Below are 26,435 nucleotides of genomic sequence, written 5' to 3' on the forward strand. Positions count from 1 at the left end.
CCTTTGCCTCGCACGCGGCGAGTAGCTGCCGCCCCGCCGAAGAGCGCGTCGCAAATGCCGTCTTCGCTTCCGGCCCTCCGGACCCGGCCGTGCCCCCTTGCGCCCCGACGGAGTCCGGATGCGCCCGGCCTTTTGCTAAAATACCGTTTTTTCATTAGCTTCCGAGGCGCCGTGCATCCGTTGCTGATCTCCTCCTACACCGCGACGACCTGCCTCGGGCGCGGCCGGGAACCGCTGCGCGAAGCCCTGCTCGCGGGCGCATCCAGCCTCAAGCCGTGCGATTTCGAAACCGTCGTCCTGCCCACCTGGATCGGCGAGGTCGCAGGTACGGACGAAGAAAAGCTGCCGGCCGCGCTCGCCCGTTTCGATTGCCGCAACAACCGCCTCGCCCAGCTCGGCCTCGTCCAGGACGGCTTTGCCGATGCCGTTCGCGCCGCCGCGGCCCGTTACGGCAACGACCGCATCGGCGTGTTCCTCGGCACCAGCACCTCCGGCATCCTCGAGACCGAACTCGCCTATCGCCGACGCGATCCGCAGACCGGCGCCTTGCCGCAGGATTTCGACTACGCGGGCTCGCACAACACGTTTTCCGTCGGCGCCTTCGTGCAGGCTTGGTTCGGGCTGAAGGGACCCGCCGTCGTCGTGTCCTCGGCCTGCTCGTCGAGCGCGAAGGTCTTTGCCGCTGCCGCACGCATGATGACGGTCGGGCTCATCGATGCGGCGGTCGTCGGCGGCGTCGATTCGCTGTGCCTGACGACCCTGTACGGTTTCAATTCGCTCGAGCTCACGTCCTCGCACGCCTGCCGGCCCTTCGACCGCGCGCGCGACGGCATCTCGATCGGCGAGGCCGCCGCCTTCGCGCTGCTCGAGCGCACGCCGGACGCATTGCCGCCGGACGCGATCCTGCTGCTGGGCAGCGGCGAATCGAGCGACGCCTACCACATGTCCTCGCCGCATCCCGAGGGGCGCGGCGCGCGCCATGCGATGGCGGCCGCGCTCGCGAGCGCCGAACTCGCGCCGCAGGATATCGACTACATCAACCTGCACGGCACCGCGACGCCGAGCAATGACGCGGCCGAAGGCCGGGCCGTGGCGGACCTGTTCGGCAACGCGGCGCCCTGCAGCTCGACCAAGGGCGCGACCGGGCACACGCTCGGAGCCGCCGGCGGCGTCGAGGCCGTGATCGCCGCACTGGCGATCCGCGACGGCATCATTCCCGCCGGCGCCGGGACGAACGATCCCGAGCCGGGACTCGACTACGTGCTCGCGACGCGCCGCCGCAGCGTGCGGCGCGTGCTCAGCAATTCCTTCGGATTCGGCGGCACGAACTGCAGCCTGATCCTCGGCCGCGCAGCATGAATCCGACGATGCCCCCCCGCCTTCCGCCTCGATCCGCAGCATCGGCGTGCTCGGCCCCGGACTCGCCGACTGGCCCGCCTGCGCCGCGATCCTCGCCGGCGAGGCCGCCTGGGTCCCGCAGAAGACCGTCCTCGCCGCACCGGACCTCCTCCCGCCCGCCGAGCGCCGGCGCGCCGTGCGCGTCGTCAAACTCGCCCTGACCGTCGGCCTCGAAGCCACGCGCGCCGCCGGCGTTGATCCCGCCGCACTCGCGACGGTCTTCTCGTCATCCGGCGGAGACGGCGTCAACTGCCATCAGATCTGCGAGACGCTCGCCTCCGACGACCGGCAGATCTCCCCGACACGCTTTCACAACTCCGTACATAACGCTGCCGCCGGCTACTGGAGCATCGCGACCGGCGCGACCGCGTCCGCGGCAGTCCTGTGCGCGTACGACGGCAGTTTTGCTGCGGGGCTCCTCGAAGCGATCACCCAGGTCGCGGTCGATCGCGCGCCGTGCCTGCTGATCGCCTACGACGCCGACTACCCCGAACCCCTGCGCGCGAAACGCCCGGTCCCGGACGCCTTCGGCGTTGCGCTGCTGCTAACGCCCGAGGCCGACGGGCAAGCGATCGGCCGGATTTCCGCCCGGCTCACGGATGCGTCCGCGGACTCGCTCGCCGACCCGGCGCTCGACGAACTGCGCCGCGCGATCCCCGCCGCCCGCAGCCTGCCCCTGCTGGCCGCGATCGCGCAGCACTGTACCGGCCGCGTCGTGCTCGACTATCTCGATCACACCCGCCTCGCGGTGGATCTCAGCGCATGAACCGGCCAGCCGCGCCCCTCGACCGCGCCGCCATCGCACGGCGCATTCCGCATCAGGGGACCATGTGCCTGCTCGCAGGCGTCGACGCATGGGATGCCGACACGATCCGCTGCCACGCGACGAGCCACCGTGACGCCGGCAACCCCTTGCGCGAAGCCTGGGGGCTGCCGGCGACGAGCGCCATCGAGTACGCCGCGCAGGCCATGGCGGTGCACGGCGCCCTGCTCGCGCCTTCCGGCGAGGCCCCGCGTGCCGGCTACCTCGCCAGCGTGCGCGGCGTCGAGATCGGCGTCGAACGCCTCGACACGCTCGCCGCCGATCTCGACATCCGTGCCGAACGCATCGCCGGCAACGACAACCAGATCCTCTATGCCTTCACCGTCGCGGCCGCCGGCCGCATGCTCGTCTCCGGGCGTGCCGCGGTGATCCTCGACGCGGGCGTCCTCGCCGGCGCCCCCAACGGGAGTCAATCTTGAAGCACGCCCTCGTCACCGGCGGCAGCGGCGGCATCGGCGCGGCGATCTGCCGCCGCCTCGCCCGCGACGGCCACCACGTCTTCATCCACGCCAACCGGCAGGCCGACAAGGCCGAAGCACTGGCGCGCGAAATCCGTGCCGCGGGCGGCAGCGCGCAGGCGGTCGCGTTCGACGTCACCGACGCGGCCGCAACCGCCGCCGCGCTCGAAGCGATCACGGCCGACGCTGCGCTGCAGATCCTCGTGAACAACGCGGGCATCCACGACGACGCCGTCTTCCCGGGCATGCGCGCCGACCAGTGGCAGCGCGTCATCGACGTGTCGCTGAACGGCTTCTTCAACGTCACCCAGCCGCTGACGATGCCGATGATCCGCACGCGCTGGGGGCGCATCATCACGGTCTCCTCCGTCGCGGCCATCACCGGCAACCGCGGCCAGGCCAATTACGCGGCCGCGAAGGGCGCACTGCATTCGGCCAGCAAATCGCTCGCGCAGGAGCTGGCCAGCCGCGGCATCACGGTGAATGTGGTCGCCCCCGGCATCATCGACACGGCCATGAGCGAACACGCCTTCGACGCGGACGCGATCGCCCGCATCGTGCCGATGAAACGTGCCGGCAAGCCCGAGGAAGTTGCCGACCTGATCGGCTTCCTGGCATCCGCCGAGGCGGCCTACATCACCGGGCAGGTGATCTCGATCAACGGCGGGATGATCTGACGCGACGCGCGACGAGCATCGGCAGGCGCACGAGAAAACCGAAGAACAGGCGCGTGTGCATCCACGTCAGCAGCAGGTTGTCGCGCGCGTAGTTGAAATGCGACACCCCGCCCTCGTCGGCACCGAAATACTTCACCGGCGCCGGGCGATTCACCGGGGGCACCCCCAGCCAGGCCATGCGCACGACTGCCTCGGGGTCGAAGTCGAAGCGGCGCATCCAGCGCTGGCCGTGCATCACCTGGGCGAGCGGGCCGATCGGATACACGCGGAAGCCGAACAGCGAATCGCCGATCCCCATCCACAGCGTCTCGAGGTTCGCCCACCAGTTCGACACCTTGCGTCCGCGCACGCGCAGCGCCGGCGCACTGGCGTCGAACACCGGCATGCCCAGCACCATCGCCTCGGGCCTGGCCGCCGACGCCGCCATGAAGTCGGGAATCAGCTCCGCGGGGTGCTGGCCGTCCGAGTCCATCGTCAGCACATGCGTGAACCCCTGCTTCGCCGCGAGTTCGATACCGTGCAGCACCGCTGCGCCCTTGCCCGAGTTCCGCGGCAGCACGATCACGCGCAGCCCCGGATCCTCTTCCGCCATGCGGCGCAGCCCGTCGGCCGTGCCGTCCGTGCTGCCATCCACGACAACCCACACCGGCATCCACTGGTGGCGCGCGGCACGCACGGTCTCGAACACCTTGGGTCCCGGGTTGTAGCTCGGAATCAGCACCAGATGCGTGGACGTCGGGGCGGCCACCGGACTCGGCAACGGCGCGGATTTCGGCAGGGTGACCTGATGGAACGTCATGGCTGCAACCGGAACAGGGTCAGATCGTGGACGACGACATTTTGCCACCGTCGCCGCGCGGCGGTCGCGGGAGAACCGCACCCGCGAGTTCGGCAACGAAATAGCGCTCGAGTTCGGCCATGAACGGTTGCACGCTGACCGGCGGGTCGAAGCGGCGCCCCAGCCGGACGCGGTAGGTCACCGGCATCTCGGGTTTGCGGAAGAGCGGCCAGCCCTTGCACAGATAGGGCGATTCCGTCTCGATGAAGATCGTCTGCACCGGCACCTTCGCCCGCCGCGAAATCAGTCCGATGCTGCTCAGCAGCGGATTGAGGGGCATGCGCGTCGTGCGGGTGCCTTCGGGGAACACCAGCAGGAAGCTGCCGGCCGACAGATCGCGCGTCGCGCTGCCCACCATGCGCAGCGGCGAATCGTTGCGGATGTAGCGTGCGAGCCGTGCCCCGGCGCCGAGAAAGATGTTGTCCATCAGCCCCGCCTTCATGATGCACGCGACGTCCGGCAGGCGGGAGATCACCATCACCGCGTCGAGCAGGCTCGGGTGATTCGGTGCGAGGATCAGCGGCCCCTGCCCGCGCAGCTTGTCCAGTGCCGACAGGTCGAAGCGGCAGGCCCCGATCAGGGTCAGGAAGCGGATGTAGCTATTGAAGCCCTGGTTGATGATGAAGCGGCCGAGCCGGCGCCCGGCCTGCGCCGGCAGCAGCGGGTGCAACACCATCGCGAAGGGCGTCCACAGGAGGCAGATCGTGCCGAGGTAGCCCAGCCCGAGATAGAGCAGCACGTACTCCCGCAGCCGGCGCACCAGGCCGGGCCGCGTCCCGCCGCGCTCACTCATCGGCCTCGACCCGTCGCGAAGACTCGCCCAGCACCCAGGTCACCGCCAGGCCCGCGGCGACGTAATCCTTGCGTTTCACGAGGGGACTGTCCTCGAACACCGCTCCCCGGAGGCTGTCGTAGCGCACGAAGCCCCCGACCCACCAGCCCGGAAACCGCTTCCACAGCGCGGCAAGCACCTGTGTCCCGCCATAGCCGCCGCGCGCATCGAATGCCGGGCGGAGCGGCGTCGCCTGGTTCGCTTCCACGGCGTAGAAATACCGATGCTGCCGCCGATCGCCATAGACGGGCCCGGCCACGATACCCAGCGTCCAGCCCGCCATCCCGGCCGGCTCGCGCCAGTCCAGGTTGAGCTGCGGGGAGAACTGCCAGCCCGTCGATTCCGGGCTGCCTTCGACCGTAAACCCCGCACGCAAGGGCAGCCGCGTGCGCAGACGCAGGCGCTCGTCGCCGGACCGCCACAGCCGCACATCGAGCGACGGACCAAGCTCCACCGTCGGTTTCAGGTCCGGCATGCCTTCGCGCGCCTTCACCCGGTCGCTGCTCACGGGCGGCGACGCACCCAGACTCAGGCTCGCTTCGACACGGTCGCTATCGAAGAAGGTGCCGCGGATCCCTTGCCGGTCGGCCTTCAGGAATTCGCCCCGGTACACGACGTAGGGAACGGGAAGCACGAACAGGCGATTCTCGTCCGAACCGCGATAGGCGGGGAACTGCAGCACGGTGAGGCCAGCACCCAGTTCCCACAAGGGCTTCTCCGCAGCCATTGCACCACTCGCATGGAGCGAAGCGAGCGCCAGCACGAGCGGGAACACTGCCTGAGCCGGCATTCCACGCACCGCCACCGCATCAGCCATCCTCATCAAGCCTCCTCCAATGCATGCCCGCCCGAGGCCTCTATCTCGACCAGCAGATCGGCTCGACACACATCGGCTTGCACGAACACCACCGGCACCTCGCTGCCGACGTGCTCGCGAACGCTCGCCCGCACTGCGCCCAGATCGGCGGGATGGCGTACGTACACCTTGTAGGAAAGGTCCCGCAGCCCGAACCCGGCACCATCTGGTGCAACCCGTCGCGCCTCGGCAAGCACCGCCGCGATGTTGCGGAAGGATTCCTCCGTCTGCGCCACCACGTCCCCTGGATGCAGCGTCCTGTGCCCGACGATGCTTGCCGTTCCCGACACGAAGAGCACCGGCGGCGCCTCGGAGAGGGCCAGGCTCGCACGGGCGAAGGTCGGACTGCGCGGACCGTACTGCAGCGGGTAATGATACGCGCAGACCTGGCGCGGATTCTCGATGGCAACGGGCGCCTCGCGCAAAGCCAGGAAATACAGGGTGAAGGGTCCGTCCGCCGTCCCCAGTGCGCATGCGGCGGGAACGCGTCCGGTCGTGCTGCGGCCGCCGGCGCGGAAAGCTTCCTGGCGCCCGGCGTTGAACTGCCGGTAACGCTCGCTGCCGTCGGCCTCGACGTTGATCCCGGGAAAGTAGTTCCAGGCACGGAAGAGCGCCCGATAACCGCTTTCGTCGAGCAGGCCGAACACTTCCCGGTAGGCAGCCTCCGTCGCCCACTGCAAGCCCGACACCGACGCCCCGATCGGCACGGCGTCCTCCCCGATCTCGAGGGCACCCAACAGCATCGTATCGCTGCACCGATAGCGGACCCGCCCGCGCAAGCCCGTCTCCAGCGGCCCGCGCGTGCGCCAGATCTCGCACATGGACCGAGGCCCTTCAAGGACGGGGGTGGCAATGCTGGCAACCGGGATTGCGGGCGGTACGAGGCTGGCGTCCCCGCCGCCGAGAATTGCGATGCCGAGCACGTCGTCCCACCACTGTTCCGGGCACGCCCGGAGCGAAGCCGCCGGCATGAACGCCAGCGACAAACCGCGAACCGCTTCCATCAGCACACCACGCCTTCCTGCCCCGGGGCGAACACGCCCGGGAAACGATTGATTTTTTCGGGAAGCCCATGCCGGACGCCGGAAGTCCCGCAAGCCGGGACGGGATCGCGACCGGGGAAACGGGGTTTCCCCGCACGGCAGGAAAGGAGATTCCGGGGCCTGCCGAAATCTCGGCACACTACATGTTTTTTATTACAAAACATGTAGTTATCAATACACAACGCATACAAGGGGCGAATCTTCACATACCGTCCGACAAGTTGCAAGAAGCGGCCGATTTCCGCTCGCGGCGAAGCTTGCCGCGGTGGAACGATGCGCGCGACACGTCCGGCACCGCGCGCAGCCGCCAAGCGGCCGTCGCGAATCTCGCAACGGTTCAGGCCGATCGATCAGAACTTTTCCACCCACGGGCGCAGGTCCAGCTCCTGTGTCCAAGCGCTGCGCGGTTGCCGGTACAACTGGAAGTAGGCCTCGGCGATCGCATCCGGATCGAGCAGGGAATCCCCGTCCGCCACGTCCGTATGCTCGACCACGCTGCTCGGCCTGATGCGGCCGTCGATGATCACGTGCGCGACATGGATGCCCTTGGGCTGGAGCTCGCGCGCCATGCTCTGGGCGAGCGCCCGCAGGCCGAACTTGCCCACGGCGAGGTTGTGAAAACCCGCGCTCCCGCGCAGGCTCGCGGTCGCACCGGTGAACAGGATGGTGCCCCCGGCACCGCCCTGCCCGATGCGCTCGAGCATGGCCCGCGCCGCCTCGCGCCCCACGAGGAAGCCGCCCAGGCAACCGACGCGCCAGCAGCGCTCGAATTCTTCCGCGCTCGTCTCCACGATGCCGCGCGCGAGAAAGGCACCCGCGTTATACACGACCACGTCGGGACAGCCGTAGTCGCCGCGGACCGCCCGGAACAGGGCCGCCACGTCCGCCTCGCGGCTCGCATCACAGGAATAGGCATGCGCACCGCGGCCGATGCCCGCGCATTCCACGCTCAGGTTCTCCAGCCGATCGACATTGCGCGCGGCGAGCGCCACATTCATCTCGGCCGCACCGAAACGGCGCGCGAGCGAGCGTCCCAGCCCCGGCCCCGCGCCGACGATCAGTGCAAGTTTCCGCTGTTCCATGACTGCCTCCTCTGCCGCTCGCGTACCGTGCGACGGCACGGCCGCCGGTGAGTTCAGCTTAGATCACGTCCACCGCTCTCGCCTCGCCCACCGACGCGGCGCGGTGTGCAAGGCGTTGGCGCGCAGCCGCGTCCGGAGTTATCCTCGTCCGATGAGGCCCCCCGCGCCTCCACACGATGGCGAATGCGTAGCGAGGAAGATCCGCAATGACTGGCGACGTGATGGAAGAGAGCTGGCGACAGAACCTCGACGGTCGATTCGGCGAGCGCCTGGGGGTGCCGCGGGGTCCGGACTGGTGGACGGCCCTGCCGCCCGAGCGCTGCCCCGGATGGACTGCAGACGGCGTGCTGACGTCGCTGCCCTTGCCGAACCTTGCAAGCTGCACCCGTGCCGAGGTGCGCGCGTATTTCGACAATGGCTGGACGCTCACCGAACTGCTCTTCTCCGCGCTGCTCGGCGAGGAGGCGTTCTACCGCCCGCCGTACCATCACCTGCGCCATCCGATGGTGTTCTACTACTGCCATCCGCCGGCGCTGTACGTGAACAAGCTGCGGGTCGCCGGTTTGATCGCCGAGCCGCTCAACCCGTACTTCGAGCGCATCTTCGAGACCGGCATCGACGAGATGCGCTGGGACGACATGTCCAAGAACGCGATGCGCTGGCCCGCCTTCGATGAGGCGCAGGACTATCGCAAGGCGGTGTATGCGCTGGTCTGCCGGGTCATCGACGAGCATCCCGGCCTGGCCGACGGCCACCCGCCGATCACGCAGCAGGACCCGCTGTGGGCGCTGTTCATGGGTTTCGAGCACGAACGCATCCACCTCGAGACCTCGTCCGTCCTGATCCACGAACTGCCGCTGCGGCTCGTGCGCAGACCTGCGGGCTGGGCGCCGCTGCATCCGTCGGCGACGCGACCCTCGGCATTCCCGCCGGTCGCCGGGCGCGACTACCCCGAAATGGAACTGCTGCCGGTCGGCGCCGCGAGCCTGCGCCTCGGCAAACCGGCGGACTGGCCTTCCTACGGCTGGGACAACGAATACGGCAGCCGCCGCGTCGACACCCAGCCGTTCCACGCGGGCCGCTGCCTGGTCACGAACGGCCAGTTCTGGGAGTTCGTCGCGGCCGGGGGCTATCGCGAACAGGGCTGGTGGTCGGACACGGGCTGGGCGTGGCGCACCTACCGCAACCTCAAATGGCCGACCTTCTGGGTACCCGACGGCCCCGCGGGTTCGCACCAGTTCCGCCTGCGCACGCTGTTCGAAGTCATCGACATGCCCTGGGACTGGCCGGCGGAAGTGAACTGGCACGAGGCGAGCGCCTACTGCGTGTGGCTGAGCGCACGCGACGGGGTGCCCTGCCGCCTGCCGAGCGAGGCCGAGCACAACGCGCTGCGCGACCCCGTCGGCGCCGTCGCGGACGACCCCGTCATGGCCGCCGACGGCGCGACCCTGCTGCGCGAACGCGGCCTCAACCTCAACCTCGGCTGCGGCTCCTCGACGCCCGTCACCAGCGGACGTCCGACGGCGCAGGGTTTCCACGATGTCTTCGGCAACGTGTGGCAGTGGCTGGGCGACCAGTTCAACCCGCTGCCGGGCGCGCAGGTGCATCCGTATTACGACGATTTCAGCAGCCCGTGCTACGACGGCGAGCACCAGATGATCCTCGGCGGATCGTGGGTCTCGACCGGCGACGAGGCGAGCGTGTGGTCGCGCTTCCATTTCCGCCCGCACTTCTTCCAGCACGCCGGCTTCCGGATCGTGCAGGCCGCGCACGACGGCGGTGCCGTGACGCTCGACGAAACGGGCGCGCGCGGCAAGGTGTACGAAAGCGCCGAGGTCACCAACGAATACCTGCTGCTGCACTACGGCAGCGCCGAGGAGCAGATGCCCTGGGCGTCCGGGCCGCGCGACGCGTGCCAGTTCCCGCAGCGTTCCGCGCGCTGGCTGATCGACGGCGCGCGCGAGCTCGGCGTGACGACCGAGCGGGCGCTCGACGTCGGATGTGCGGTGGGTGGCGCCAGCTTCGAACTCGCGCGCACGTACGGCGAGGTGCTGGGCGTCGACCTGAGCCGCGCCTTCATCGACGCCGCCACGGCCCTGCAGCGCGACGGCGCGCTGGACTACGATTGCCGCGACGAAGGCGACCTCGGCCACCCGCTGCGGGCGCACGTCGACCCGGCGATCGACCGCAGCCGGGTCAGCTTCCGCCAGGCCGACGCCTGCTCGCTGCCCGCGGAGCTCATGGATTACGACGCCATCCTGCTCGCAAACCTGCTGTGCCGCCTCCCCAGCCCGAAGTCGCTGCTCGGACGGCTCGGCGGACCCTGCGGGCTGGTGCGCGTCGGCGGGGTCGTCGCGATCCTCTCGCCCTACACCTGGATGGAGCAGTTCACCCCCCGCGGCGCCTGGCTGGGCGGCTACCTCGACGGCGAGCGCCCGGTGCGCAGCGGCGACGCGCTGAAATCGCTGCTGACCGCGGACGGCTTCGAACTGCGCCGCGAAACCGAACTTCCGCTCGTGATCCGCGAGCATGCACGCAAGTACCAGTACATCGTCACGCACGCCATGCTGTGGCAGCGCGTACGCTGACGCCTTCCCTGAAAACCGACTCCCGTCACCCATCATGAGCTTCCGATACCTGCAGAGCCTGTTCAATCCGCAATCCATCGCCGTCATCGGCGCGAGTGCCCGCCCGCGCCGCATCGGCAGCGTCGTGATGCGGAACCTCCTCGCGGGGGGCTTCGGCGGCGTGATCATGCCGGTCAACCCCAAGCGCGACGCGGTCGCAGGCGTGCTGGCCTACCCGAGCGTGGACGCCCTGCCGCGCACGCCGGATCTCGCGATCATCTGCACCCCGCCGTCCGCGATCCCGGGCATCCTCGAGCAACTCGGCAAGCGCGGCACGCGCGCCGCCATCGTCATGGCCAGCCAGCTCTCGACCACCCTGGGGACCGACGGCCGGCCGCTCGACGTCACGATCCTCGAGATCGCCCGGCGCCACGACATCCGCATCCTCGGCGGCAGCACGCTCGGTGTCATGGTGCCCCAGGCCGGCCTCAACGCGACCTTCTCCAAGGTCGGCGGGCTGTCGGGCAACATCGGCTTCGTGTCGCAATCGGACGCGGTGGGCACGATGGTGCTCGACTGGGCGCTGCCGAAAAAGGTCGGCTTCTCGCACTTCGTGTCGCTCGGCGATGCGCTCGACATCGGCTTCGGCGAAGTCCTCGACTTCCTCGGCAGCGACCCTGGCACGCGCGCGATCCTGATGTACATCGAATCGATCCGCGAGCGCCGCGGCTTCATGGCTGCCGCACGCGCCGCAGCCCGCAACAAGCCGGTCGTCGCGATCAAGGCCGGACGCGCGCAGCGCGCCATGCACGACGTCGGCGACCCGCTGTTTCTCGACAGCCCGGGCCTCATCGGTAGCGACGACGTGGCCGACGCCGTGCTGCGCCGCGCCGGCATCCTGCGTGTCGACCACCTCAACGAACTGTTCGGCGCCGTCGAGACCGTCGTGCGCTCGCGGCCGATCCACGGCGACCGCCTCGTCGTCATCAGCAACGGCGGCGGCGCCGGCATCATGGCGGAAGACAGCCTGCACCTCGGCGGCTACGCGCTGCCGGACCTCCACCCGAACACGCTCACCCGCCTGCGCCGCCTGCTGCCGCCGGAATGGAATGGCCGCAACCCGATCGCGATCCGTGTCGACGCGCCACCCAAGCGCTACGAGGACGTGCTGAAGATCCTGTGCGAAGAACAGGACGGCGACGCGATCCTGCTGATCCACACGCCCAACGCCCTCACGCCGAGCACCGAGATCGCCGAAACGGCGATCAAGACGATCCGCAGCGTCGGCGGCAACCTGCTCACCTGCTGGATCGGCGACGAGACCGCGGCGACCGAGCGCAAGCTCTTCGTCGACGCCGGCATCGCCACCTTCGACACGCCGGAAAACGCCACGCGCGCCTTCCTGCACATGGTCAACCATCGGCATACCCGCGAAGTGCTGATGCAGGCCCCCCGTCCACCTCGGTCGACTTCCGCCCCGACGTGGACGGCGCGCGCGCCGTGGTGCGCCGGGCGCTGGCGGAAGGCCGCACGCGCCTGACCGAGCCCGAGGCGAAGCACATCCTCGCCGCGTACGAGATCCCCATCGTCCCGACCCACCTCGCGGCAACGCCGCAGGACGTGTCCGCGATCGCGACGGAGCTCGGGACGCCCGTCTCGGTCACCGTCATGTCGCGCGACATCCGCCGCAAGTGGGAAGTCGGCGGCGTGGCCCTGGACCTCGAAACGCCCGAAGCCGCCGAATCGGCCGCCAAGGCCATGCTCGCGCGCGTCGCCACGCTGCGACCCGAGATCGCGATTTCCGGGTTCGCCGTGCAATCGATGGAAACGCGGGCGCATGCGCGGCAACTGATCGTCGGGGTCGTCACGGACCCGCTGTTCGGGCCCATGATCGTGTTCGGCGAAGGCGGCCGCGGACTGGAGGTGTACCGCAACCTCGCGATCGGCCTGCCGCCGCTCAACCTGCCGCTCGCCAACGATCTCATCAACCGCAGCCGCGCTGCCGGCCTCCTGAATGCGTACCACAACCACCCGGCGGCCGATCGCGACGCCGTCGCGCTGATGCTGACGCGCATCTCGCAGCTGGTCGTGGACCTGCCGGAAATCGAGGAACTCGCCATCAACCCGATGTTCGTCGACGACCAGGGGGTCCTCGCCGTCGACGCGCACATCCAGGTTTCCGCCGCGCCGCCGAACCCCCAGCGCCTGTCGATCCGCCCCTATCCCGAAGCGCTGGCCGAAACGGCCAGATTGCGCGACGGCCGCAGTGCCGTGCTGCGCCCCATCCGGCCCGAGGACGAAGCAACGCACTACGAATTCCTGTCCCGCGTCACGCCCGAGGACATCCTCTTCCGCTTCTTCCATTACGTCGGAACGCTCCCGCGCTCCGAGATGGCGCGCCTGACACAGATCGACTACGACCGTGAGATGGCCTTCATCGCGAGCGGCAAGGACAGTTCCGGTCGCCCGGAGACGCTGGGCGTGGTTCGCGCCGTCGCCGATCCCGACAACCACGCGGCCGAATTCTCGATCCTCGTGCGCTCCGACATGAAGGGGCTGGGGATCGGCTCGACCCTGCTGAAGAAGGTCATCCACTACGCGCGGGAACGGGGCCTGCAGGTGCTGACGGGCGAAGTCATGGCGGAGAACGAGCCGATGCTCAAGCTGCTCAGGCACTTCGGCTTCACCATCAAGGGTTCCGAGGAACCCGGGATCCTCGCGGTGCGGCTGCCGCTGCAGGAGCCTTCGGTCAAGGCCTGAGCGCGAGTCCGGCCGCCCGGACTCGCACGGGCGGCCCGCTCCCGGCAGGGCGCCGATTCGGGCAGATGTGGCGCCCGAAACGATTCCGGAAATTTCGTTCCCGGCTCGGGCTGGTCCATGCCGGCAAGTGGCGCTATTATATAAATATTCAGTACATACCCCCCAACCGAACCGACAGGACGCTCCTTCTCAAAATTGCAGCCGGATATCCCCATGAACAGCCGCAACCATAACCTGACCGCCCGGCAAGGCGAAATCCTCGAATTCATCCGCCAGACGGTCGAATCCGAGGGGCGTCCGCCCACGCGGGCCGAAGTGTGCAGCGCGTTCGGCTTCCGCTCGCCGAACGCGGCCGAAAGCCACCTGCGCGCGCTCGCCGCCAAGGGCGCGATCCTGCTCGAGGAAGGCCGGGCGCGCGGCATCCGTCTCGCCGAAGCGCTGGGTCTGCCGCTGATCGGGCGGGTCGCCGCCGGCAGTCCGATCCTCGCGGTGGAACACATCGAAGCGCGCCACCAGATCGATCCGGCGCTGTTCTCGCCACGCGCCGACTACCTTCTGCGCGTGCGCGGCCTGAGCATGCGCGACGCGGGCATCCTCGACGGCGACCTGCTTGCCGTGCATCGCAGCCCCGAGGCGCGCGCCGGCCAGATCGTGGTCGCCCGGGTGGAAGACGAGGTCACCGTAAAGACCTTCTCCCACAAGGGCCCCATCGTCAGCCTGCTGCCGGCCAACCCCGACTTCGAGCCCATCGTCGTCGACACCCGCAGCACCTCCCTGACGATCGAGGGGATCGCCGTCGGCCTGGTGCGCAACGGTTCGCTGTGAAGCCTGCCCCCGTGCCCTCCCGGCTCCGCCCCCTCCCCCCCGATGTCCGCCCTCGCCCAAGCCACCCTCGCTGCCCTGCCGCCCGGCCTCGTCTGGCAGGCCGACCGGCTTGCACAGCCGGCCGAAGCAGGCATCGCAACCGGTTTTGCGGCGCTCGACGCCCAACTGCCGGGAGGCGGCTGGCCGCGTAACGCCCTGATCGAACTGCTGTCCGACAGCCCCGGCATCGGCGAAATCGGACTGCTGCTGCCCGTCCTGCGCACGCTGCCGGCCGAACGCTGGATCGTCTGGGTCACCCCGCCCCATCTTCCCTATGCCCCGGCCCTCGCCGCGGCAGGCGTGCCGCTGGAACGCCTGCTGCTGCTCGAAGCCGCCAGCCACGCCGAAACCCAGTGGGCGACCCGCCAGGCGCTGATCTCGGGCGGCAGCAGCGCCGTGCTCGCTTGGCTCGCGCGCGCGGACACCGCCGCCTTGCGGCGCCTGCAGCTCGCGGCCGAATCCTCCGCGACGCCGCTGTTCCTGTTCCGCCCCGCGTCCGCCGCACGCCAGCCGTCCCCCGCGAGCCTGCGCCTGCGGCTTGCCGCGCGCGACGACGGACTCGTGATCGATATCCTCAAGCGGCGCGGCCCCGGCCTCGCCGCACCGCTGCGCCTGCCGCTTCCGCAACGCCCCGGCCCGCGCCGGGCCCCGGTCTTCAACGATGCTCTGGTTCGCCCTGATCCTGTCCGACTTGCCGCTGCAGGTATTCACGCGCGGCGTGGATGAGCCGGGCGAACTCGCGGTCGTCGAGCATGCGCCCGGCGCGCGCGTGGTCGCGGCCACGTCCACGGCACTCGCGCGCGGCGTGGAGGCCGGCCAGGGCGTTGCCGGCGCGCTCGCCGTCGCCCCGGCGCTGCACTTGCGCGAACGCGATCCCGCGCTCGAAGTGGCGACCCTGGAGGAGTTCGCCGCCTGGGCCGCGCAATTCACCCCCTGCGTCAGCATCGATCCGCCCGACACGCTGGTGCTGGAAACGAGCGCCAGCCTGCGCCTCTTCGGCGGTGTCACGGGGCTGGTGCGGCGCATCCGGGCTGGACTCGTTCCGCTCGGCCTGAACGCCGCGATCGCCGCAGCCCCGACCCCGCTCGCCGCCCGCTGGCTCGCCCGCACGCACCCGGGGCGGCAGATCCGGGCCGCTGCCGGGTGGTGGCGCCAGCTCGATGAGCTTCCCGTGGAGCTCCTCGGCAACGGTGCCGAGGTGGCGCGCGCCACGCTCGACCTGCTGCACGGCATCGGTGCCCGCCGTATCGGCGATGTCGCCCGCCTGCCGCGCGACGGACTGGCGCGGCGCCAGGCCGGTGCCGTGCTCGACACGCTGGCGCGCGCACGCGGCGAGCGTCCCGACCCGCGCCGCTGGTTCATTCCGCCGGAACGCTTCGAATCGCGCCTCGCCCTGCCGGCGAGCATCCTGCACACCGAGCCGCTGCTGTTCGCCGCCGGACGGCTGTTTGCGGGGCTTTCCGCCTGGCTCGCGGCCCGCCACGCCGCGCTCGACCGCTGCTGCCTGTGCCTGGAACACGAGGACCGCCCCGACACCGTGCTCGAGATCGTCACCGGAACGCCCGGACGCGACGACGGGCGGCTGCTGATGCTTGCCCGCGAACATCTGGCCGCGCTGGCGCTGCCGGCCCCGGTGGAGGCATTGCGCCTGTCGGCCGACAACCCGGTCAGCACGCCCGGCCGCACGCAGGACCTGTTCGGCGATCCGGACAGCGCGCGCGACTCGGCCGCGCTGCTGCTCGACCGCCTGCGCGCCAGGCTGGGGCGCGACGCGGTGCGCACCGTGCACCCCGTTTCCGAACACCGCCCGGAACGCGCCTGGCGACCGGCAGAACCCGGTCGCCTCGCCCCCCGCCATGTCCCGCCGGCAGCCGGGCCGCGCCCCCTGTGGGTGATGCGCGAACCGCGCGCACTCGACTCGATCCGCGCGCTGACGCTGCTGAACGGCCCGGAGCGCATCGAGTCCGGATGGTGGGACGGCACCGACGTGCGCCGCGACTACTACGTCGCCCGCGCACCCGATGCCGCACTGTGGTGGGTGTTCGAGCTGCAGGACCCGCCGGGCGGCTGGTACGTGCATGGCTATTTTGGCTAGACTCCGCAGTTTCCGCACCCGGACGTCGCGTCCGGCCCCGACCTCATGAGAGGGAGAGAGATAAACCCGGACGTAGAGGCTAGATAATTCTGGGACCAACCACAACCGAACGGGATGGGATGAAACGGGCCGAGGAAAATCTATTAGTTGTGTGCGTCAAGTTGTGCAATTTGGGTTGAGCACGGCTTGGTTGATGTCATTTCGCTTTCGGCGCCGCGGAGGGCGTAGCCCGAAGCGGCGCTAAAAGCGGGTGCGGCCTCACGCGGCCAGCCGCAGGGCCTCCTTCTTCTGCTGGGCGAGCAGAGTCATGTTCAGATAGCGGTTGTCCTCGAGCCAGCTCTCGTGCGTTTCGACGCACAGCGCGCGGATCAGGCGCAGGCACGAATCGGTATTGGGGAAGATGCGCACGACGTGGGTGCGCCGCTTGATCTCCTCTACATGGACTCCCCCGATTTTCAAGGGGCTTTTTCTAGGCCGTCATTCAATACCGACTCCTCCGATCTCGCGCTCATGGGGTTTCGTCGATCCGGTGAAGGACAAACTGCAGCTCTACATGCGGCCTGTTGGTGAGCGACATGCGCTCTGGCCCTGATGACAATGCGCCGCGCGGGGCCCTCATTCGTTAGCCGGTCTGGCTTTGCCGCCTTGGAGTTAACCAGGGTCGCCCGCGTCGGTTTGAACCGTCATCGCATCAACGAAATGTCCTCGCAGCGTGAGGGAGTGAGACGCTTCTTTCTTTCTTCCTTCCTTCCTTGCAGACTACACAGCGGCCGGGCGCCGATACGCGTCGCCCTTGGCGAGGATCGCCCAGATCATGCGTGCATGTTTGGCGGCCAGCGCAACAGTGGCCTTGCGGTAGCCGCGCCGTTCGATCAGCGAGCGGATCCAAAGGCTCAGCCGGTCATTTTTGGTACCCAGTGCTGCGAGCACCGCGCGGGTGCCGTGGATCAGCAGCGTTCGTAGATAGACGTCGCCCTGTTTGGTGATGCGCCCCAGGCGCACCTTGCCGCCGGTCGAATATTGACGCGGGACCAAACCGAGCCAGGCGGCGAATTCGCGCCCGCTCTTGAAGACCTTCATGTCGGCGACGCTCGCGACGATCGCGGTGGCGGTGATCGATCCAACGCCGGGCATTTCCATTAGGCGCTGCGCCGCTTCGCTGTGGCGGGCCAATGCTTCAATCTCGCGGTCGTAGGCGAGAATTTGCGCATCGAGCGCGCCAATGCGTTCATTGACCTCGCGGAACAGGCGGCGCGCGAGCTCGGGGATGCCGTTGCCGGTGTCTTCAAGCACTGGCGGCAGTTTGTGGCGGAAACTGTAGCGGCCGCGCGGCAACACCATGCCGAATTCGCACAGCATTCCGCGCAGCTGGTTGATGAGCGCCGTGCGCTGGTCGGACACTTCCTTGCGCACGCGATGCAGCGCCAAGATGGCCTGCTGCTCGACCGATTTCACCGCGACGAAGCGCATGTTCGGCCGCGCGACCGCTTCGCAGATCGCCTCGGCGTCGTTGCCGTCGTTCTTCCCGCTCTTACGGTACGGGGCGACAAAGCGCGGGGCCATGATCCGCGCGTCGTGGCCGAGCCGGCGCAGCTCGCGTGCGAAATGATGCGCCCCCGAACACGCTTCCATACCGATCAGGCACGGCGGCATCTGCGCGAACATCGGCAGCAGATCGGCCCGTCCGACACTTCGCCTGAGCAGCACCTTGCCATCCCTCCCGACCCCATGCACACTGAATACATTCTTCGCCAGGTCGATACCGACAGTGGTAACGTTCATTTCGACTCCTCCTCACCGTGATTGAGACTTTCGCAATCCCAATCTGGCACACCGATGCCCCAGGTGCAGGGGGAGTCCATTTCATTCGTTGAGCCGTTCGAGCATGTTGGTGCTCTTCATGTGCTTGTGATGCTGGCGCGGCAGGCGGTAGAAGGTCAGCGTCTGGCCGATGTTCGATTCGGCCCAGTCAACAAGCTTCGGATACTTCGTCTGCCACTTGCCGATCCACGCGACGAGGTCGCCGTGGGCCTCCTGCAGGTCGCGCCGGTCGTAGATCCAGCGCAGCTCCTGCAGACAGTCGTCGTCGGCCTTGCGCGGCAGGTAATCGAGGGCGTTCCTCAGGAAGTGGACATAGCAGCGTTGCCACGCCGCTTCGGTCAGCACTTCGGAAATCGCCTTCCTGAGCCCGGCGTGATCATCCGAGACGACAAACTCCACGCCCGACAACCCGCGCTCCTTGAGTCGCAACAGGAAATCCTTCCAGCTGCTCTGACTCTCGCGGTTCGCGAGTTCCACCGCCAACACCTGGCGATGCCCCTCCCAGTTGATGCCGATGGCGATGAGCACCGCTTGGGCACGAATCACACTAAGAACGAGTGAGATATTCCCCAGGGACCCGGCGAGATAATTGCAGGATTTAGTGGTACCAGCCTGAATTTATCTGGATGTGGCGCAAAAGGGTGTTTGCTGTGGAGAAACACCCGCGCCGCCGGGAATCGGACCGGTCAGGTCGCCTCGGCGGGACGCTTCGAGGCCGGCAAACCGAGGGCGCCAATCGCGGCGACGACGCTCGCCGAAGAGGCTGACGTACGGATGGCAATCGGGTCGGAACCATCGGTGTCGAGCACGATGACGACGGTCTCGCGTCGGCCGGTCGGAGAACGCAAGTCGGCGGCCTTGAGCCTCTGCGAATAGCGATGCAGGGCGCTACGGGAGAGCCGGATTCCGGCCGCAGCCAGCTCCTCTTTCACGGTGTCGCAGCAGGCATAGGCATGGCGCCTGAGCAATGCGTCCACGTGGTTCTGTTGGTTCGCCGGCAGCTTCACAATTGTGCTTGTGCGTCCCATGCGCGCGTTCCTCTCATCAGCCGGCCGGGATGGCGGCATGCGACGAGGCTACGGGCAATTCCGGCAACATACCAAGGAACGGGCTTCACTGCCTGCAGCGCCGCCGCGCGAGGGCGTCAGGGGATCAGCCGTGGCGTGCGGGCGGCCTCGATCGTGCTGTTGAGGTGGTAGGACTTCGAGGGGCGCAGCGTCCGCCCGTCCGGGCTGCAGATGATCACGTCTTGCGAGCGGTGCAAGTTGGCTGCGGCCTGGATGAAATGCATGGTCGAGCCCGGCGACTGCGCCGCGTAGCGCTCCACCAGGTCGCGCAGGCGGACCGGGCCGGACTCAGCAAAGATGAGGCGTCCGAAGTGCTCGTGGATGCCATTGACGCAGGCCTCGCGCGACGAGTCGCCAAAGTCGAAGGTCTCCTGGCCGGTGTATTCGTGGTCGCGGTTCGCGTCGTAGCCCTGCATGAAGACGCCGGGCTCCAACTCGTGGCCGAAGGCCGTGGCGTTGTCCCAGTGCAGGTTCTTCATCACCTCGTGCGCCTTGTAGCGGTTCGACAGGTGGATCAGCCAGTAGTCCCACGGCGTGGCGCCAAGCGGGCGCACGAAGAACAGCGTCGCGAAGCGCGCGCCCGCCTCCTGGCGGATGCCATAGTGTCCGCGCGCGTTGAATTTTGACCCCCCGTGTGCACCGAATTCTGACCCCGGGGGTTTAGCCGTTCATCATTGATTGGCTGTATTGAAGTGTAGTCGTATCGACCGAGGGGGAGGAAGCGGCGAAGGGCGTAGCCCGCAGCCGCTTCCTCCCCCTCGGCTCAGAATGGCGCGTCCGGCTCCGCGGTCACATCCAGGGACTCGACGGGCCGCGTCGCCCGGCTCGCCTCGCGCGCCCGGACGCGCGCCTTGGCCGTCTGACTGCTTTGCTGGAAACGGAAGGATTCGTTGCCCGTTTCCACGATGTGGCAGTGGTGCGTGAGACGGTCGAGGAGCGCAGTCGTCATCTTCGCGTCGCCGAACACGGAGGGCCATTCGGCAAAGGTCAGGTTCGTCGTGATGATCACGCTGGTGCGCTCGTAGAGCTTGGAGATCAGGTGGAAGAGCAAGGCGCCGCCGGCCTGGCTGAAGGGCAGATAGCCCAGTTCGTCGAGGATCACGAGGTCGACGTGCATCAGCGCGTGCGCGAGCCGCCCCTGTTTGCCGGCGGCCTTCTCCAGTTCCAGACTGTTGGCGAGCTCGACGGTGGAGAAGAAGCGTACCCGCTTGCCGTGCTCGGTGATCGCCTTCACACCCAAGGCGGTCGCGAGATGAGTCTTGCCGGTCCCGGTTCCGCCGATGAACACGACGTTGGCGGCGGCGTCGGTGAAGGCAGCGGTGGCGAGCTCGTGGATCAGCCTCGCATCGACCTTGGACTTGCCGAAATCGAAGCCGGCCAGATCGCGGTGCATGGGGAAGCGCGCCGCCCCCATCTGATAGCGGATCGAACGCACATGCCGGTCGGTGACCTCAGCTTCGAGCAGACACTGCATGAGCCAGCCGGCACTCTGGATGCCGACACCGCCTTCCGCGAGCAATTCCTCGTAACGCTGGGCCATGCCGTGCAGACGCAGCGATTTTAGTTCGGCGACGATCTCACGCATGACCGTTCTCCGCGTGCAGACGGTCATAGCGGCCGGTGTCGGCAATCGGCACTTCGGTCACTGCGAGTGCCGTCTCGAGGGGGGCCGGCGGGGGCGCCTGGCGCAGGCGGGCGAGCACATTCTTGACGTGCTCCGCGCTGGGCGAGCCGGATTCGAGGATCACTTCGACCGCCACCAGCACGGTCTCGAGGCCATGCCGGGGGACGTGCGCCAGAATGTCGGCCATCAGCCGATCGCCGCCCGGGCGTTTGACGAGCAGTGTCCGCAGTCGCTGCAGCGGCACCGGCAAGCCTTCGAAGGGTGCTCCGTTGCGCAAAGCGCCCGGCTTGCGTTCGAGCAGCGGCAGGTAGTGCTGCCAGTCGTAGATGACCTGGCCACGCTCGAAGCTGCGCGCATGGGTGGCGACGAGACCGTCCTCGGCATGGATCTCGATCCGCTCGGGGTACAGCCGCAGACTCACCTTCTGGTTGGCGAAGGCGCACGGGACCGAGTAGCGATTGCGCTCGTTCGTCACGAGACTGGTACTGGAGACCGGCACGATGGCCTCCACGTAGCTATCGAAGCTCGGCACCATCGGCATCAAGGCATCGCGCTCGAGCGCGAGGGCGTCGGCGATGGTGAGGTGCTCGGCGTCGGGGAACGCCAGTTCCGACCACAGCGCCTGGCAGCGCACCTCGAGCCAGGCGTTCAGTTCGGTGAAGCTGCAGAAGCGCCGTTGTAGCGCCTCATGCCACAGGCGCCGCCGGCTGTCCTGCACGTTCTTCTCGACGACCCCTTTCTCCCAGCCGCTGGCAACGTTGCAGAAGTCCGGATCGAACAGGTAGTGCGCCGCCATCGCCGCGAAGCGCGTATTGACGATGCGCCGCTTGCCCACGCCAACCTTATCGACAGCGGTCTTCATGTTGTCGTAGATGCCGCGCCGGGGAATGCCGCCGAACACCCGGAATGCACGCGTGTGCGCGTCGAACAGCATCTCATGGCTCTGCGTCGGGTAGGCCGCGAGCATGAAGGCGCGGCTCGCACAGAGCTTCGTGTGCGCGAGCAGCACCTTGCGATGGAAGCCGCCGATCACCAGCGCTTCCTCGCTCCAGTCAAACTGGAAGGCCTCCCCGAATTCGAATTTGAGCGGGATGAAGCTCGATTTCGCAGGCTTCCCACCGGCCTCGCGCCAGCGTCGCACGTACTCGCTCACCCGCGAGTAGCTGCCCGTGAAGCCCAACTCCTTCAACTGCCGAAACAGCACCAGCGCCGTGCGCCGCTCCCGCTTCGCCCGTCGGGCGTCCGCCTCGAGCCACTGCACGAGCCGCGTCTCGAAGGGCGCCAGTACCGTCTCCCGCGCCGTTCGCCGGTACTTCGGTTCGGCTCCCTCGCCAGCCCTCAGCCATTGCCGCACGGTGTTGCGTGCCAGCCCCGTGCGCCGGCAGATCTCCTTGATCGACAGACCGTCGCGAAAGTGCAACCGCCGAATCTTGCCCAGCATGTTCATGGTGATCATCTCCTCGAACCCTGCTCAAACATCGAGCAGGCAGGTTAATCACCAGGGTCAATTTTCAGCGCGCACAACCCGCGAAAGGGGGTCAATTTTCAATGCGTAGCAACAGCGCAAAAGCTGCTCGGCCACTCGAAACGCGAGATGACCGAGCATTATGTCCGCAAGCGTCGAGGCGAGAAAGTGAGCCCCGTAAAGTGAAAACGGCTCGCTTTTCAGCGAGCCGTTTTGTAGAACGATTGGCGATTTGTAGATTGCCTACTTTTCCCCAAGTCCTTGATTACTTGGGGCGACATACCGGGATCGAACCGGTGACACCTGGAGCCACAAGACTGGTTACTAATACGTAAAATCAAACACTTGCGTCACTTTATTTTCAAAACAACGTCTTCCCACTCCCCGCAACGGCGCGGAACTACGGCGGACTTTTGAAAGTTCTTTGGGTGCAATCCGACCTTTCCAGCGTCCTAATCAAACGCCCGTCACCACGGTCACGGCGGCTGGATCACTGCCACGCACCGGGGGAGCAATGACAGGTCGAGCAACGGCGGTGCGAGTATGACCCGTGATTCCGCACGAATCAGATCGGCCTTCTCCGGAGAGCCCAATCATCGGGAGCGCTCTCGGCCGGGTCGAAGTCGAGTTCGACTTCGACCCCGTTCGGATCCGTGAAGAAGACCTGCCACGTGCGCAGTTCGCCCGGCGCGCGAATGATGCGGTAGCTGACGCCGGCCGCATCCAGGCGATTCAGCGTGCGCACTAGTCCCTCAGCGCGAAATGCCATGTGGTCGAGAACGCCCCGACGCGGCTCGGGCATTTCTTTGACACTGATGACGTGCAGCACGGCTTGCTGCGATATGTAGAGCCAGCAGCCGGAGACGGGAAAAGGCGGACGCGGCCCTTCCTCCATCTCGAGCAGTTCCGTGTAGAAGCGACGCGTCACATCGAGGCGATCGGTAACGATCGTGAAGTGGTCCATTCGCGTGATCATGAATTGCTCCGACGGAGGTTGAATTCTGTAAGGCGGCAGGACGCCGTGGTTTGCAGCGGGTGAGCGCTCTTACATGAGCCCGCTGTAGCTTCCACCGTCCACCTGCAAGTTCTGTCCCGATATGTAGGAAGCCTGCATTGAACACAGAAACGCACATGCGGCGGCGAACTCCTCGGGGCGGCCGAATCTGCCTGCAGCGACGGGCTTGAGCATGTCATGCCGGGCCTCCTCGAAGCTGCACCCGGCTCTCGTCGCCTGCTGTTCGATCAAGTAGCGCAGCCGGTCGGTTTCGATCCGCTCCGGCAGCAGGTTATTGATCGTGACGTTGTCGCGCGCGACGGCTCGCGATAGTGCCTTGGAGAAGGCCGTCAATCCTGCGCGCGCGGCAGTCGAGAGCCCGAGCGGGAGCTGCGGCGATTTCACCATCGCGGAGGTGATATTGACGATGCGCCCGAACTTGCGCTTCCGCATTCCCCCCACGACGGCCTGGATGAGGAGTATCCCGGACAGCATGTTGGCTTCGATGGCGCCCAGCCACGCTGCGTGATCCCAATCCTCGATCCTGCCGGGTGCGGGCCCGCCGTTGTTGGTGACGAGGATGTCCGGTTCATCGCATGCGGCGAGCAGAAGCTGCCGCCCTCGCTCGGTATCGAGGTCCGCAGCAACGGTGACGGGCCTCACTCCGGTCTCCCGCGCGATCTCGTCTGCCGCCAAGGTCAGGCGCCCCTCGTCACGTCCGTTGAGGAAGACCGTACAGCCTTCCCGCGCCAACTCCAAGGCACAGGCTCTTCCAAGGCCGCGTGAGGACGCGCACACGATCGCCCGACGTCCATTGATTCCGAAATCCATTCAGCTCTCCTGCCACGTCTTGAATTTGCCTCACAGGGACGGCCTTGATCCACTTTTTTGCAAAAGTGTTCAACTTCACCAAAGCCGCGCAAGCCTGCGGATGTCGCGCGTAGGCGAGGCACCATCGGCCATTTTTGTTGACATAGATCAAATCGCACCATGAACAACGGTAGGATACTGCGCTTAAATTATACATCTTTTGTGTTTATGTTCAGTTTTTAAGCGCAGACGAACGGACGACCTTCAAGGAGGAGGAACACATGGACAGAAAATCAAACCCGAAACTCTCGGACGGCACACTGCTTTCCGACCTGATCAACCTCGAAACCCGCGAAGTCAAGATGCGGGCGCTTTCCGATCCCGAACTGTTCGAGCTCGAGATGGAGCGCATCTTCGCCAAGACCTGGGTATTCCTGGGGCACGAAACCGAAATCCCGAACAAGGGCGATTTCGTCGTCCGCGACATGGGATCGGATTCCGTGCTGATGGCACGCGGGGCGGACGGCGAGGTGTACGTCTCCCTCAACGTCTGCCCCCATCGGGGCATGAAGATCTCGACCCATGACGTGGGTAACACGATGACTCACGTCTGTATCTACCACGGCTGGGCATTCAAGCCGAACGGCGACTTTATCGGCGCGCCGGTCGAGAAGGAATGTATGCACGGGAAGATGATGACCAAGCAGGAACTCGGCCTGAAGAAGGCGCGCGTCGCGATCTATGGCGGCTTGGTCTTCGCGACGTGGAACGTCGAGGGCCCTAGCTTCGAGGACTTCCTCGGCGACGCGAAATGGTATTTCGACACGCTCTGGTGCCGCACAGACAAGGGCATGGAAGTGCTGGGTCCCCCGCAGCGTTTCACGATCCGTGCGAACTGGAAGACTGCCTGCGAGCAGTCGGCGTCGGACGGATTCCATGTTCTGACCCTGCACCGCTGGCTATCGGAAGTCGGCCCCTATCGCAAGCCGGGCAGCGAAGGTGGCGGCGGCGACCTGACACCGGAGATGTACGGCACCGAGGTCTACACCGCGCACGCACATACCATGCGATGCATCGAGCTGGACCGCAAGATCCGACGCCTGACGGGGAAGGACCCGAGCGAGTTGTCGATCAAGGAGAAACTCGAGGCGCTGCCCCCGCCGGGCATCACGCCCGAGATGCTGCCGGAAGTGCTCCGTCGCTTCAGCGATGACCAGCTGCGCGTCATGGCCTGGCGTCCGCCCCAGGTGGGCAACTTCTTTCCCAACGGGCTGTTCGAGTTCGTCTACATCCCCTCGCCCGATGGCGTGATCGGGGTCATGGCGCTGCACGCCTATGTCCCGAAGGGGCCGGACAAGCTGGAATTCGTGAACTGGATCCTGGCCGAGAAGGACACTCCGCCGGAACTCAAGGCCAAGATGCTGCGCCTCGGCGTCCAACTCCTGGGCACCTCGGGGATGGTCGAGCAGGACGATTCGGACACCTGGCCGCACCAGACGCTCGCGGCGAAGGGTGCCGTGAGCAAGCACATCACGATGAAGTATCAGTCGATGTACGAGAACAACAGGCTCGAAGGCTGGCCGGGCCCTGGCGATGTCGGTGACGGCTTCACGAAGGACGACACCCAGTGGCGCTGGTGGGAATACTGGTACGAACTGATGACTGCCGAGAACTGATCACAGCGCGACTACTTACCCCTATTTCAGGAGACCTCCATGCTTCAGCAACTGCTCGAACCGACTCCGCTGCCGCCCTCGATCAAGGCGAACCGTATTCCCTCCGGCAGCGATACCTACAACGAGGTGCTCGACTTCCTTTATGACGAAGCCGAAATGCTCGACAACCTGCGCCTCGGCGAATGGGCGGAGCTGCTCACCAAGGACCTCGAATACAACGCGCCCCTGCGCCATACCCGTTCGACGTCCCAGTTCGACCAGACCTATTCGCGCAACGTCCAGCACCTACACGAGAATTACGGCTCGATGCTCATGCGGGTCAAGCGCATTACCGACACCAAGAGCGCCTGGGGCGAGGATCCTCCATCGCGCATCAAGCGTCTGGTCACGAACGTACGCGTCTACCGAATCGACGACAGCGATGACCTGAAGGTCGAGAGCTATCTGCTCCTTACACGCAGCCGTTTCGATTTCGACTACTTCGACCTGATCCCCTGCGTCCGCCACGACGTTCTGCGCCGCGAGGATGGCGCGCTGAAACTCGCTCGCCGCGAGATCCTGCTCGACCAGGTCGTCATCGGCACCCCCAACCTGGGCGTGATCCTTTAGACGCGTAACGGCGACCACTACCACAAACATACCGTCTGCATGCCGCTCGGCCACGTGCGCGGCATGCGAAGGCGGA

The 26,435-nt window shown here is 67.0% G+C and carries 24 protein-coding genes and 2 pseudogenes; 12 read left to right on the forward strand and 14 right to left on the reverse strand.

Annotation, left to right across the window (positions count from 1 at the left end; genetic code table 11):
• Positions 1-171: 171 nt before the first annotated feature.
• From CDA09_RS13400 to fabG, 4 genes are read left to right on the forward strand one after another with little or no spacing between them, the layout of a single operon-like run.
• A complete protein-coding gene (locus CDA09_RS13400; RefSeq protein WP_121429162.1) occupies positions 172-1,359 on the forward strand; it encodes a beta-ketoacyl-[acyl-carrier-protein] synthase family protein in 1,188 nt (395 codons plus the stop codon).
• 46 nt (positions 1,360-1,405) lie between these two features.
• Positions 1,406-2,164: a beta-ketoacyl synthase chain length factor gene (locus CDA09_RS13405; RefSeq protein ID WP_286164130.1), complete on the forward strand. Its 759-nt coding sequence runs from the start codon at positions 1,406-1,408 to the stop codon at positions 2,162-2,164.
• Positions 2,161-2,640, forward strand: coding sequence for a hotdog family protein (locus CDA09_RS13410; RefSeq protein WP_121429164.1), 480 nt, complete (start codon positions 2,161-2,163; stop codon positions 2,638-2,640). Before CDA09_RS13405 ends, CDA09_RS13410 begins: the two co-directional genes overlap by 4 nt.
• Complete coding sequence (fabG, locus tag CDA09_RS13415) at positions 2,637-3,356, forward strand: 3-oxoacyl-ACP reductase FabG (RefSeq protein ID WP_121429165.1); 720 nt, start codon at positions 2,637-2,639, stop codon at positions 3,354-3,356. The genes CDA09_RS13410 and fabG overlap by 4 nt, the downstream gene beginning before the upstream one ends.
• On the opposite strand, the gene CDA09_RS13420 is transcribed toward fabG, so the two are convergent.
• From CDA09_RS13420 to CDA09_RS13440, 5 genes are all read right to left on the reverse strand, one after another.
• Positions 3,337-4,155 (reverse strand): glycosyltransferase family 2 protein, encoded by an 819-nt coding sequence (locus CDA09_RS13420; protein WP_121429166.1) that lies wholly within the window; start codon positions 4,153-4,155, stop codon positions 3,337-3,339. The genes fabG and CDA09_RS13420 overlap by 20 nt on opposite strands.
• A gap of 19 nt (positions 4,156-4,174) precedes the next feature.
• Complete coding sequence (locus CDA09_RS13425) at positions 4,175-4,987, reverse strand: lysophospholipid acyltransferase family protein (RefSeq protein ID WP_121429167.1); 813 nt, start codon at positions 4,985-4,987, stop codon at positions 4,175-4,177.
• A complete protein-coding gene (locus CDA09_RS13430; RefSeq protein ID WP_121429168.1) occupies positions 4,980-5,849 on the reverse strand; it encodes a MipA/OmpV family protein in 870 nt (289 codons plus the stop codon). The genes CDA09_RS13425 and CDA09_RS13430 overlap by 8 nt, the downstream gene beginning before the upstream one ends.
• Positions 5,849-6,886, reverse strand: a complete 1,038-nt coding sequence (locus tag CDA09_RS13435; RefSeq protein WP_286164490.1) for a chorismate transformation FkbO/Hyg5 family protein — start codon at positions 6,884-6,886, stop codon at positions 5,849-5,851. Before CDA09_RS13435 ends, CDA09_RS13430 begins: the two co-directional genes overlap by 1 nt.
• Positions 6,887-7,275: 389 nt before the next feature.
• Positions 7,276-8,007, reverse strand: a complete 732-nt coding sequence (locus CDA09_RS13440; protein WP_121429169.1) for an SDR family NAD(P)-dependent oxidoreductase — start codon at positions 8,005-8,007, stop codon at positions 7,276-7,278.
• A gap of 206 nt (positions 8,008-8,213) precedes the next feature.
• Between CDA09_RS13440 and ovoA the strand changes: the two genes are divergently transcribed.
• From ovoA to CDA09_RS13465, 6 genes are all read left to right on the forward strand, one after another.
• The gene (ovoA, locus tag CDA09_RS13445) at positions 8,214-10,595 is read left to right on the forward strand and encodes a 5-histidylcysteine sulfoxide synthase (RefSeq protein ID WP_121429170.1); all 2,382 of its coding nucleotides are present in this window, start codon (positions 8,214-8,216) and stop codon (positions 10,593-10,595) included.
• A gap of 34 nt (positions 10,596-10,629) precedes the next feature.
• Positions 10,630-12,114 (forward strand): acetate--CoA ligase family protein, encoded by a 1,485-nt coding sequence (locus CDA09_RS23660; RefSeq protein WP_286164131.1) that lies wholly within the window; start codon positions 10,630-10,632, stop codon positions 12,112-12,114.
• Entirely contained in the window at positions 12,057-13,334 is a 1,278-nt protein-coding gene (locus CDA09_RS23665) for a GNAT family N-acetyltransferase (protein WP_286164132.1), read from the forward strand. The genes CDA09_RS23660 and CDA09_RS23665 overlap by 58 nt, the downstream gene beginning before the upstream one ends.
• Before the next feature lie 213 nt (positions 13,335-13,547).
• A complete protein-coding gene (gene lexA / locus CDA09_RS13455; RefSeq protein WP_121429171.1) occupies positions 13,548-14,159 on the forward strand; it encodes a transcriptional repressor LexA in 612 nt (203 codons plus the stop codon).
• 42 nt (positions 14,160-14,201) lie between these two features.
• Entirely contained in the window at positions 14,202-14,924 is a 723-nt protein-coding gene (imuA, locus tag CDA09_RS13460) for a translesion DNA synthesis-associated protein ImuA (RefSeq protein WP_121430872.1), read from the forward strand.
• Positions 14,860-16,293, forward strand: coding sequence for a Y-family DNA polymerase (locus CDA09_RS13465; protein WP_121429172.1), 1,434 nt, complete (start codon positions 14,860-14,862; stop codon positions 16,291-16,293). The genes imuA and CDA09_RS13465 overlap by 65 nt, the downstream gene beginning before the upstream one ends.
• Before the next feature lie 258 nt (positions 16,294-16,551).
• Here the strand turns inward: CDA09_RS13465 and CDA09_RS13470 are convergent.
• The 9 genes and pseudogenes from CDA09_RS13470 to CDA09_RS13510 all read right to left on the reverse strand — a co-directional run.
• A pseudogene (locus tag CDA09_RS13470) lies at positions 16,552-16,728 on the reverse strand (transposase); the annotation flags it as partial.
• Positions 16,729-17,052: 324 nt separating this feature from the next.
• The gene (locus tag CDA09_RS13475; protein WP_121429173.1) at positions 17,053-18,075 is read right to left on the reverse strand and encodes an IS110 family RNA-guided transposase; all 1,023 of its coding nucleotides are present in this window, start codon (positions 18,073-18,075) and stop codon (positions 17,053-17,055) included.
• Between the two features lie 84 nt (positions 18,076-18,159).
• Positions 18,160-18,660, reverse strand: a pseudogene (locus CDA09_RS13480) (IS256 family transposase); the annotation flags it as partial.
• Positions 18,661-18,800: 140 nt separating this feature from the next.
• Entirely contained in the window at positions 18,801-19,142 is a 342-nt protein-coding gene (locus tag CDA09_RS13485; protein ID WP_121429174.1) for a phage protein Gp27 family protein, read from the reverse strand.
• A gap of 116 nt (positions 19,143-19,258) precedes the next feature.
• Positions 19,259-19,735, reverse strand: coding sequence for a hypothetical protein (locus tag CDA09_RS13490; protein ID WP_174718441.1), 477 nt, complete (start codon positions 19,733-19,735; stop codon positions 19,259-19,261).
• Positions 19,736-19,944: 209 nt separating this feature from the next.
• Complete coding sequence (istB, locus tag CDA09_RS13495; protein WP_121429175.1) at positions 19,945-20,766, reverse strand: IS21-like element helper ATPase IstB; 822 nt, start codon at positions 20,764-20,766, stop codon at positions 19,945-19,947.
• Positions 20,759-22,252: an IS21 family transposase gene (gene istA, locus CDA09_RS13500; protein WP_121429176.1), complete on the reverse strand. Its 1,494-nt coding sequence runs from the start codon at positions 22,250-22,252 to the stop codon at positions 20,759-20,761. Before istA ends, istB begins: the two co-directional genes overlap by 8 nt.
• Before the next feature lie 583 nt (positions 22,253-22,835).
• Entirely contained in the window at positions 22,836-23,234 is a 399-nt protein-coding gene (locus CDA09_RS13505) for a VOC family protein (protein ID WP_232299209.1), read from the reverse strand.
• A gap of 81 nt (positions 23,235-23,315) precedes the next feature.
• Entirely contained in the window at positions 23,316-24,095 is a 780-nt protein-coding gene (locus CDA09_RS13510; protein ID WP_050416096.1) for an SDR family oxidoreductase, read from the reverse strand.
• Positions 24,096-24,355: 260 nt separating this feature from the next.
• On the opposite strand from CDA09_RS13510, the gene CDA09_RS13515 reads away from it, so the two are divergent.
• Together CDA09_RS13515 and CDA09_RS13520 are read left to right on the forward strand one after the other, a co-directional pair.
• Complete coding sequence (locus CDA09_RS13515) at positions 24,356-25,750, forward strand: aromatic ring-hydroxylating dioxygenase subunit alpha (protein ID WP_050416097.1); 1,395 nt, start codon at positions 24,356-24,358, stop codon at positions 25,748-25,750.
• Positions 25,751-25,789: 39 nt separating this feature from the next.
• The gene (locus tag CDA09_RS13520) at positions 25,790-26,359 is read left to right on the forward strand and encodes an aromatic-ring-hydroxylating dioxygenase subunit beta (protein ID WP_050416098.1); all 570 of its coding nucleotides are present in this window, start codon (positions 25,790-25,792) and stop codon (positions 26,357-26,359) included.
• Positions 26,360-26,435: the final 76 nt, after the last annotated feature.

This window comes from Azoarcus sp. DN11 (assembly GCF_003628555.1).
In the GTDB taxonomy this organism is placed as follows: domain Bacteria; phylum Pseudomonadota; class Gammaproteobacteria; order Burkholderiales; family Rhodocyclaceae; genus Aromatoleum.

Coding starts and splice junctions, on each gene's coding strand:
- ovoA (WP_121429170.1), top strand. CDS start 8,214: ATGACTGGCGACGTGATGGAAGAGAGCTGGCGACAGAACCTCGACGGT.
- istA (WP_121429176.1), bottom strand. CDS start 22,252: ATGAACATGCTGGGCAAGATTCGGCGGTTGCACTTTCGCGACGGTCTG.
- CDA09_RS13485 (WP_121429174.1), bottom strand. CDS start 19,142: ATGGGACGCACAAGCACAATTGTGAAGCTGCCGGCGAACCAACAGAAC.
- CDA09_RS13515 (WP_050416097.1), top strand. CDS start 24,356: ATGGACAGAAAATCAAACCCGAAACTCTCGGACGGCACACTGCTTTCC.
- CDA09_RS13475 (WP_121429173.1), bottom strand. CDS start 18,075: ATGAACGTTACCACTGTCGGTATCGACCTGGCGAAGAATGTATTCAGT.
- CDA09_RS13430 (WP_121429168.1), bottom strand. CDS start 5,849: ATGAGGATGGCTGATGCGGTGGCGGTGCGTGGAATGCCGGCTCAGGCA.
- CDA09_RS13410 (WP_121429164.1), top strand. CDS start 2,161: ATGAACCGGCCAGCCGCGCCCCTCGACCGCGCCGCCATCGCACGGCGC.
- CDA09_RS13420 (WP_121429166.1), bottom strand. CDS start 4,155: ATGACGTTCCATCAGGTCACCCTGCCGAAATCCGCGCCGTTGCCGAGT.
- CDA09_RS23660 (WP_286164131.1), top strand. CDS start 10,630: ATGAGCTTCCGATACCTGCAGAGCCTGTTCAATCCGCAATCCATCGCC.
- CDA09_RS13425 (WP_121429167.1), bottom strand. CDS start 4,987: ATGAGTGAGCGCGGCGGGACGCGGCCCGGCCTGGTGCGCCGGCTGCGG.
- CDA09_RS13510 (WP_050416096.1), bottom strand. CDS start 24,095: ATGGATTTCGGAATCAATGGACGTCGGGCGATCGTGTGCGCGTCCTCA.
- CDA09_RS13505 (WP_232299209.1), bottom strand. CDS start 23,234: ATGGACCACTTCACGATCGTTACCGATCGCCTCGATGTGACGCGTCGC.
- istB (WP_121429175.1), bottom strand. CDS start 20,766: ATGCGTGAGATCGTCGCCGAACTAAAATCGCTGCGTCTGCACGGCATG.
- lexA (WP_121429171.1), top strand. CDS start 13,548: ATGAACAGCCGCAACCATAACCTGACCGCCCGGCAAGGCGAAATCCTC.
- CDA09_RS13465 (WP_121429172.1), top strand. CDS start 14,860: ATGCTCTGGTTCGCCCTGATCCTGTCCGACTTGCCGCTGCAGGTATTC.
- imuA (WP_121430872.1), top strand. CDS start 14,202: ATGTCCGCCCTCGCCCAAGCCACCCTCGCTGCCCTGCCGCCCGGCCTC.
- CDA09_RS13435 (WP_286164490.1), bottom strand. CDS start 6,886: ATGGAAGCGGTTCGCGGTTTGTCGCTGGCGTTCATGCCGGCGGCTTCG.
- CDA09_RS13440 (WP_121429169.1), bottom strand. CDS start 8,007: ATGGAACAGCGGAAACTTGCACTGATCGTCGGCGCGGGGCCGGGGCTG.
- CDA09_RS13520 (WP_050416098.1), top strand. CDS start 25,790: ATGCTTCAGCAACTGCTCGAACCGACTCCGCTGCCGCCCTCGATCAAG.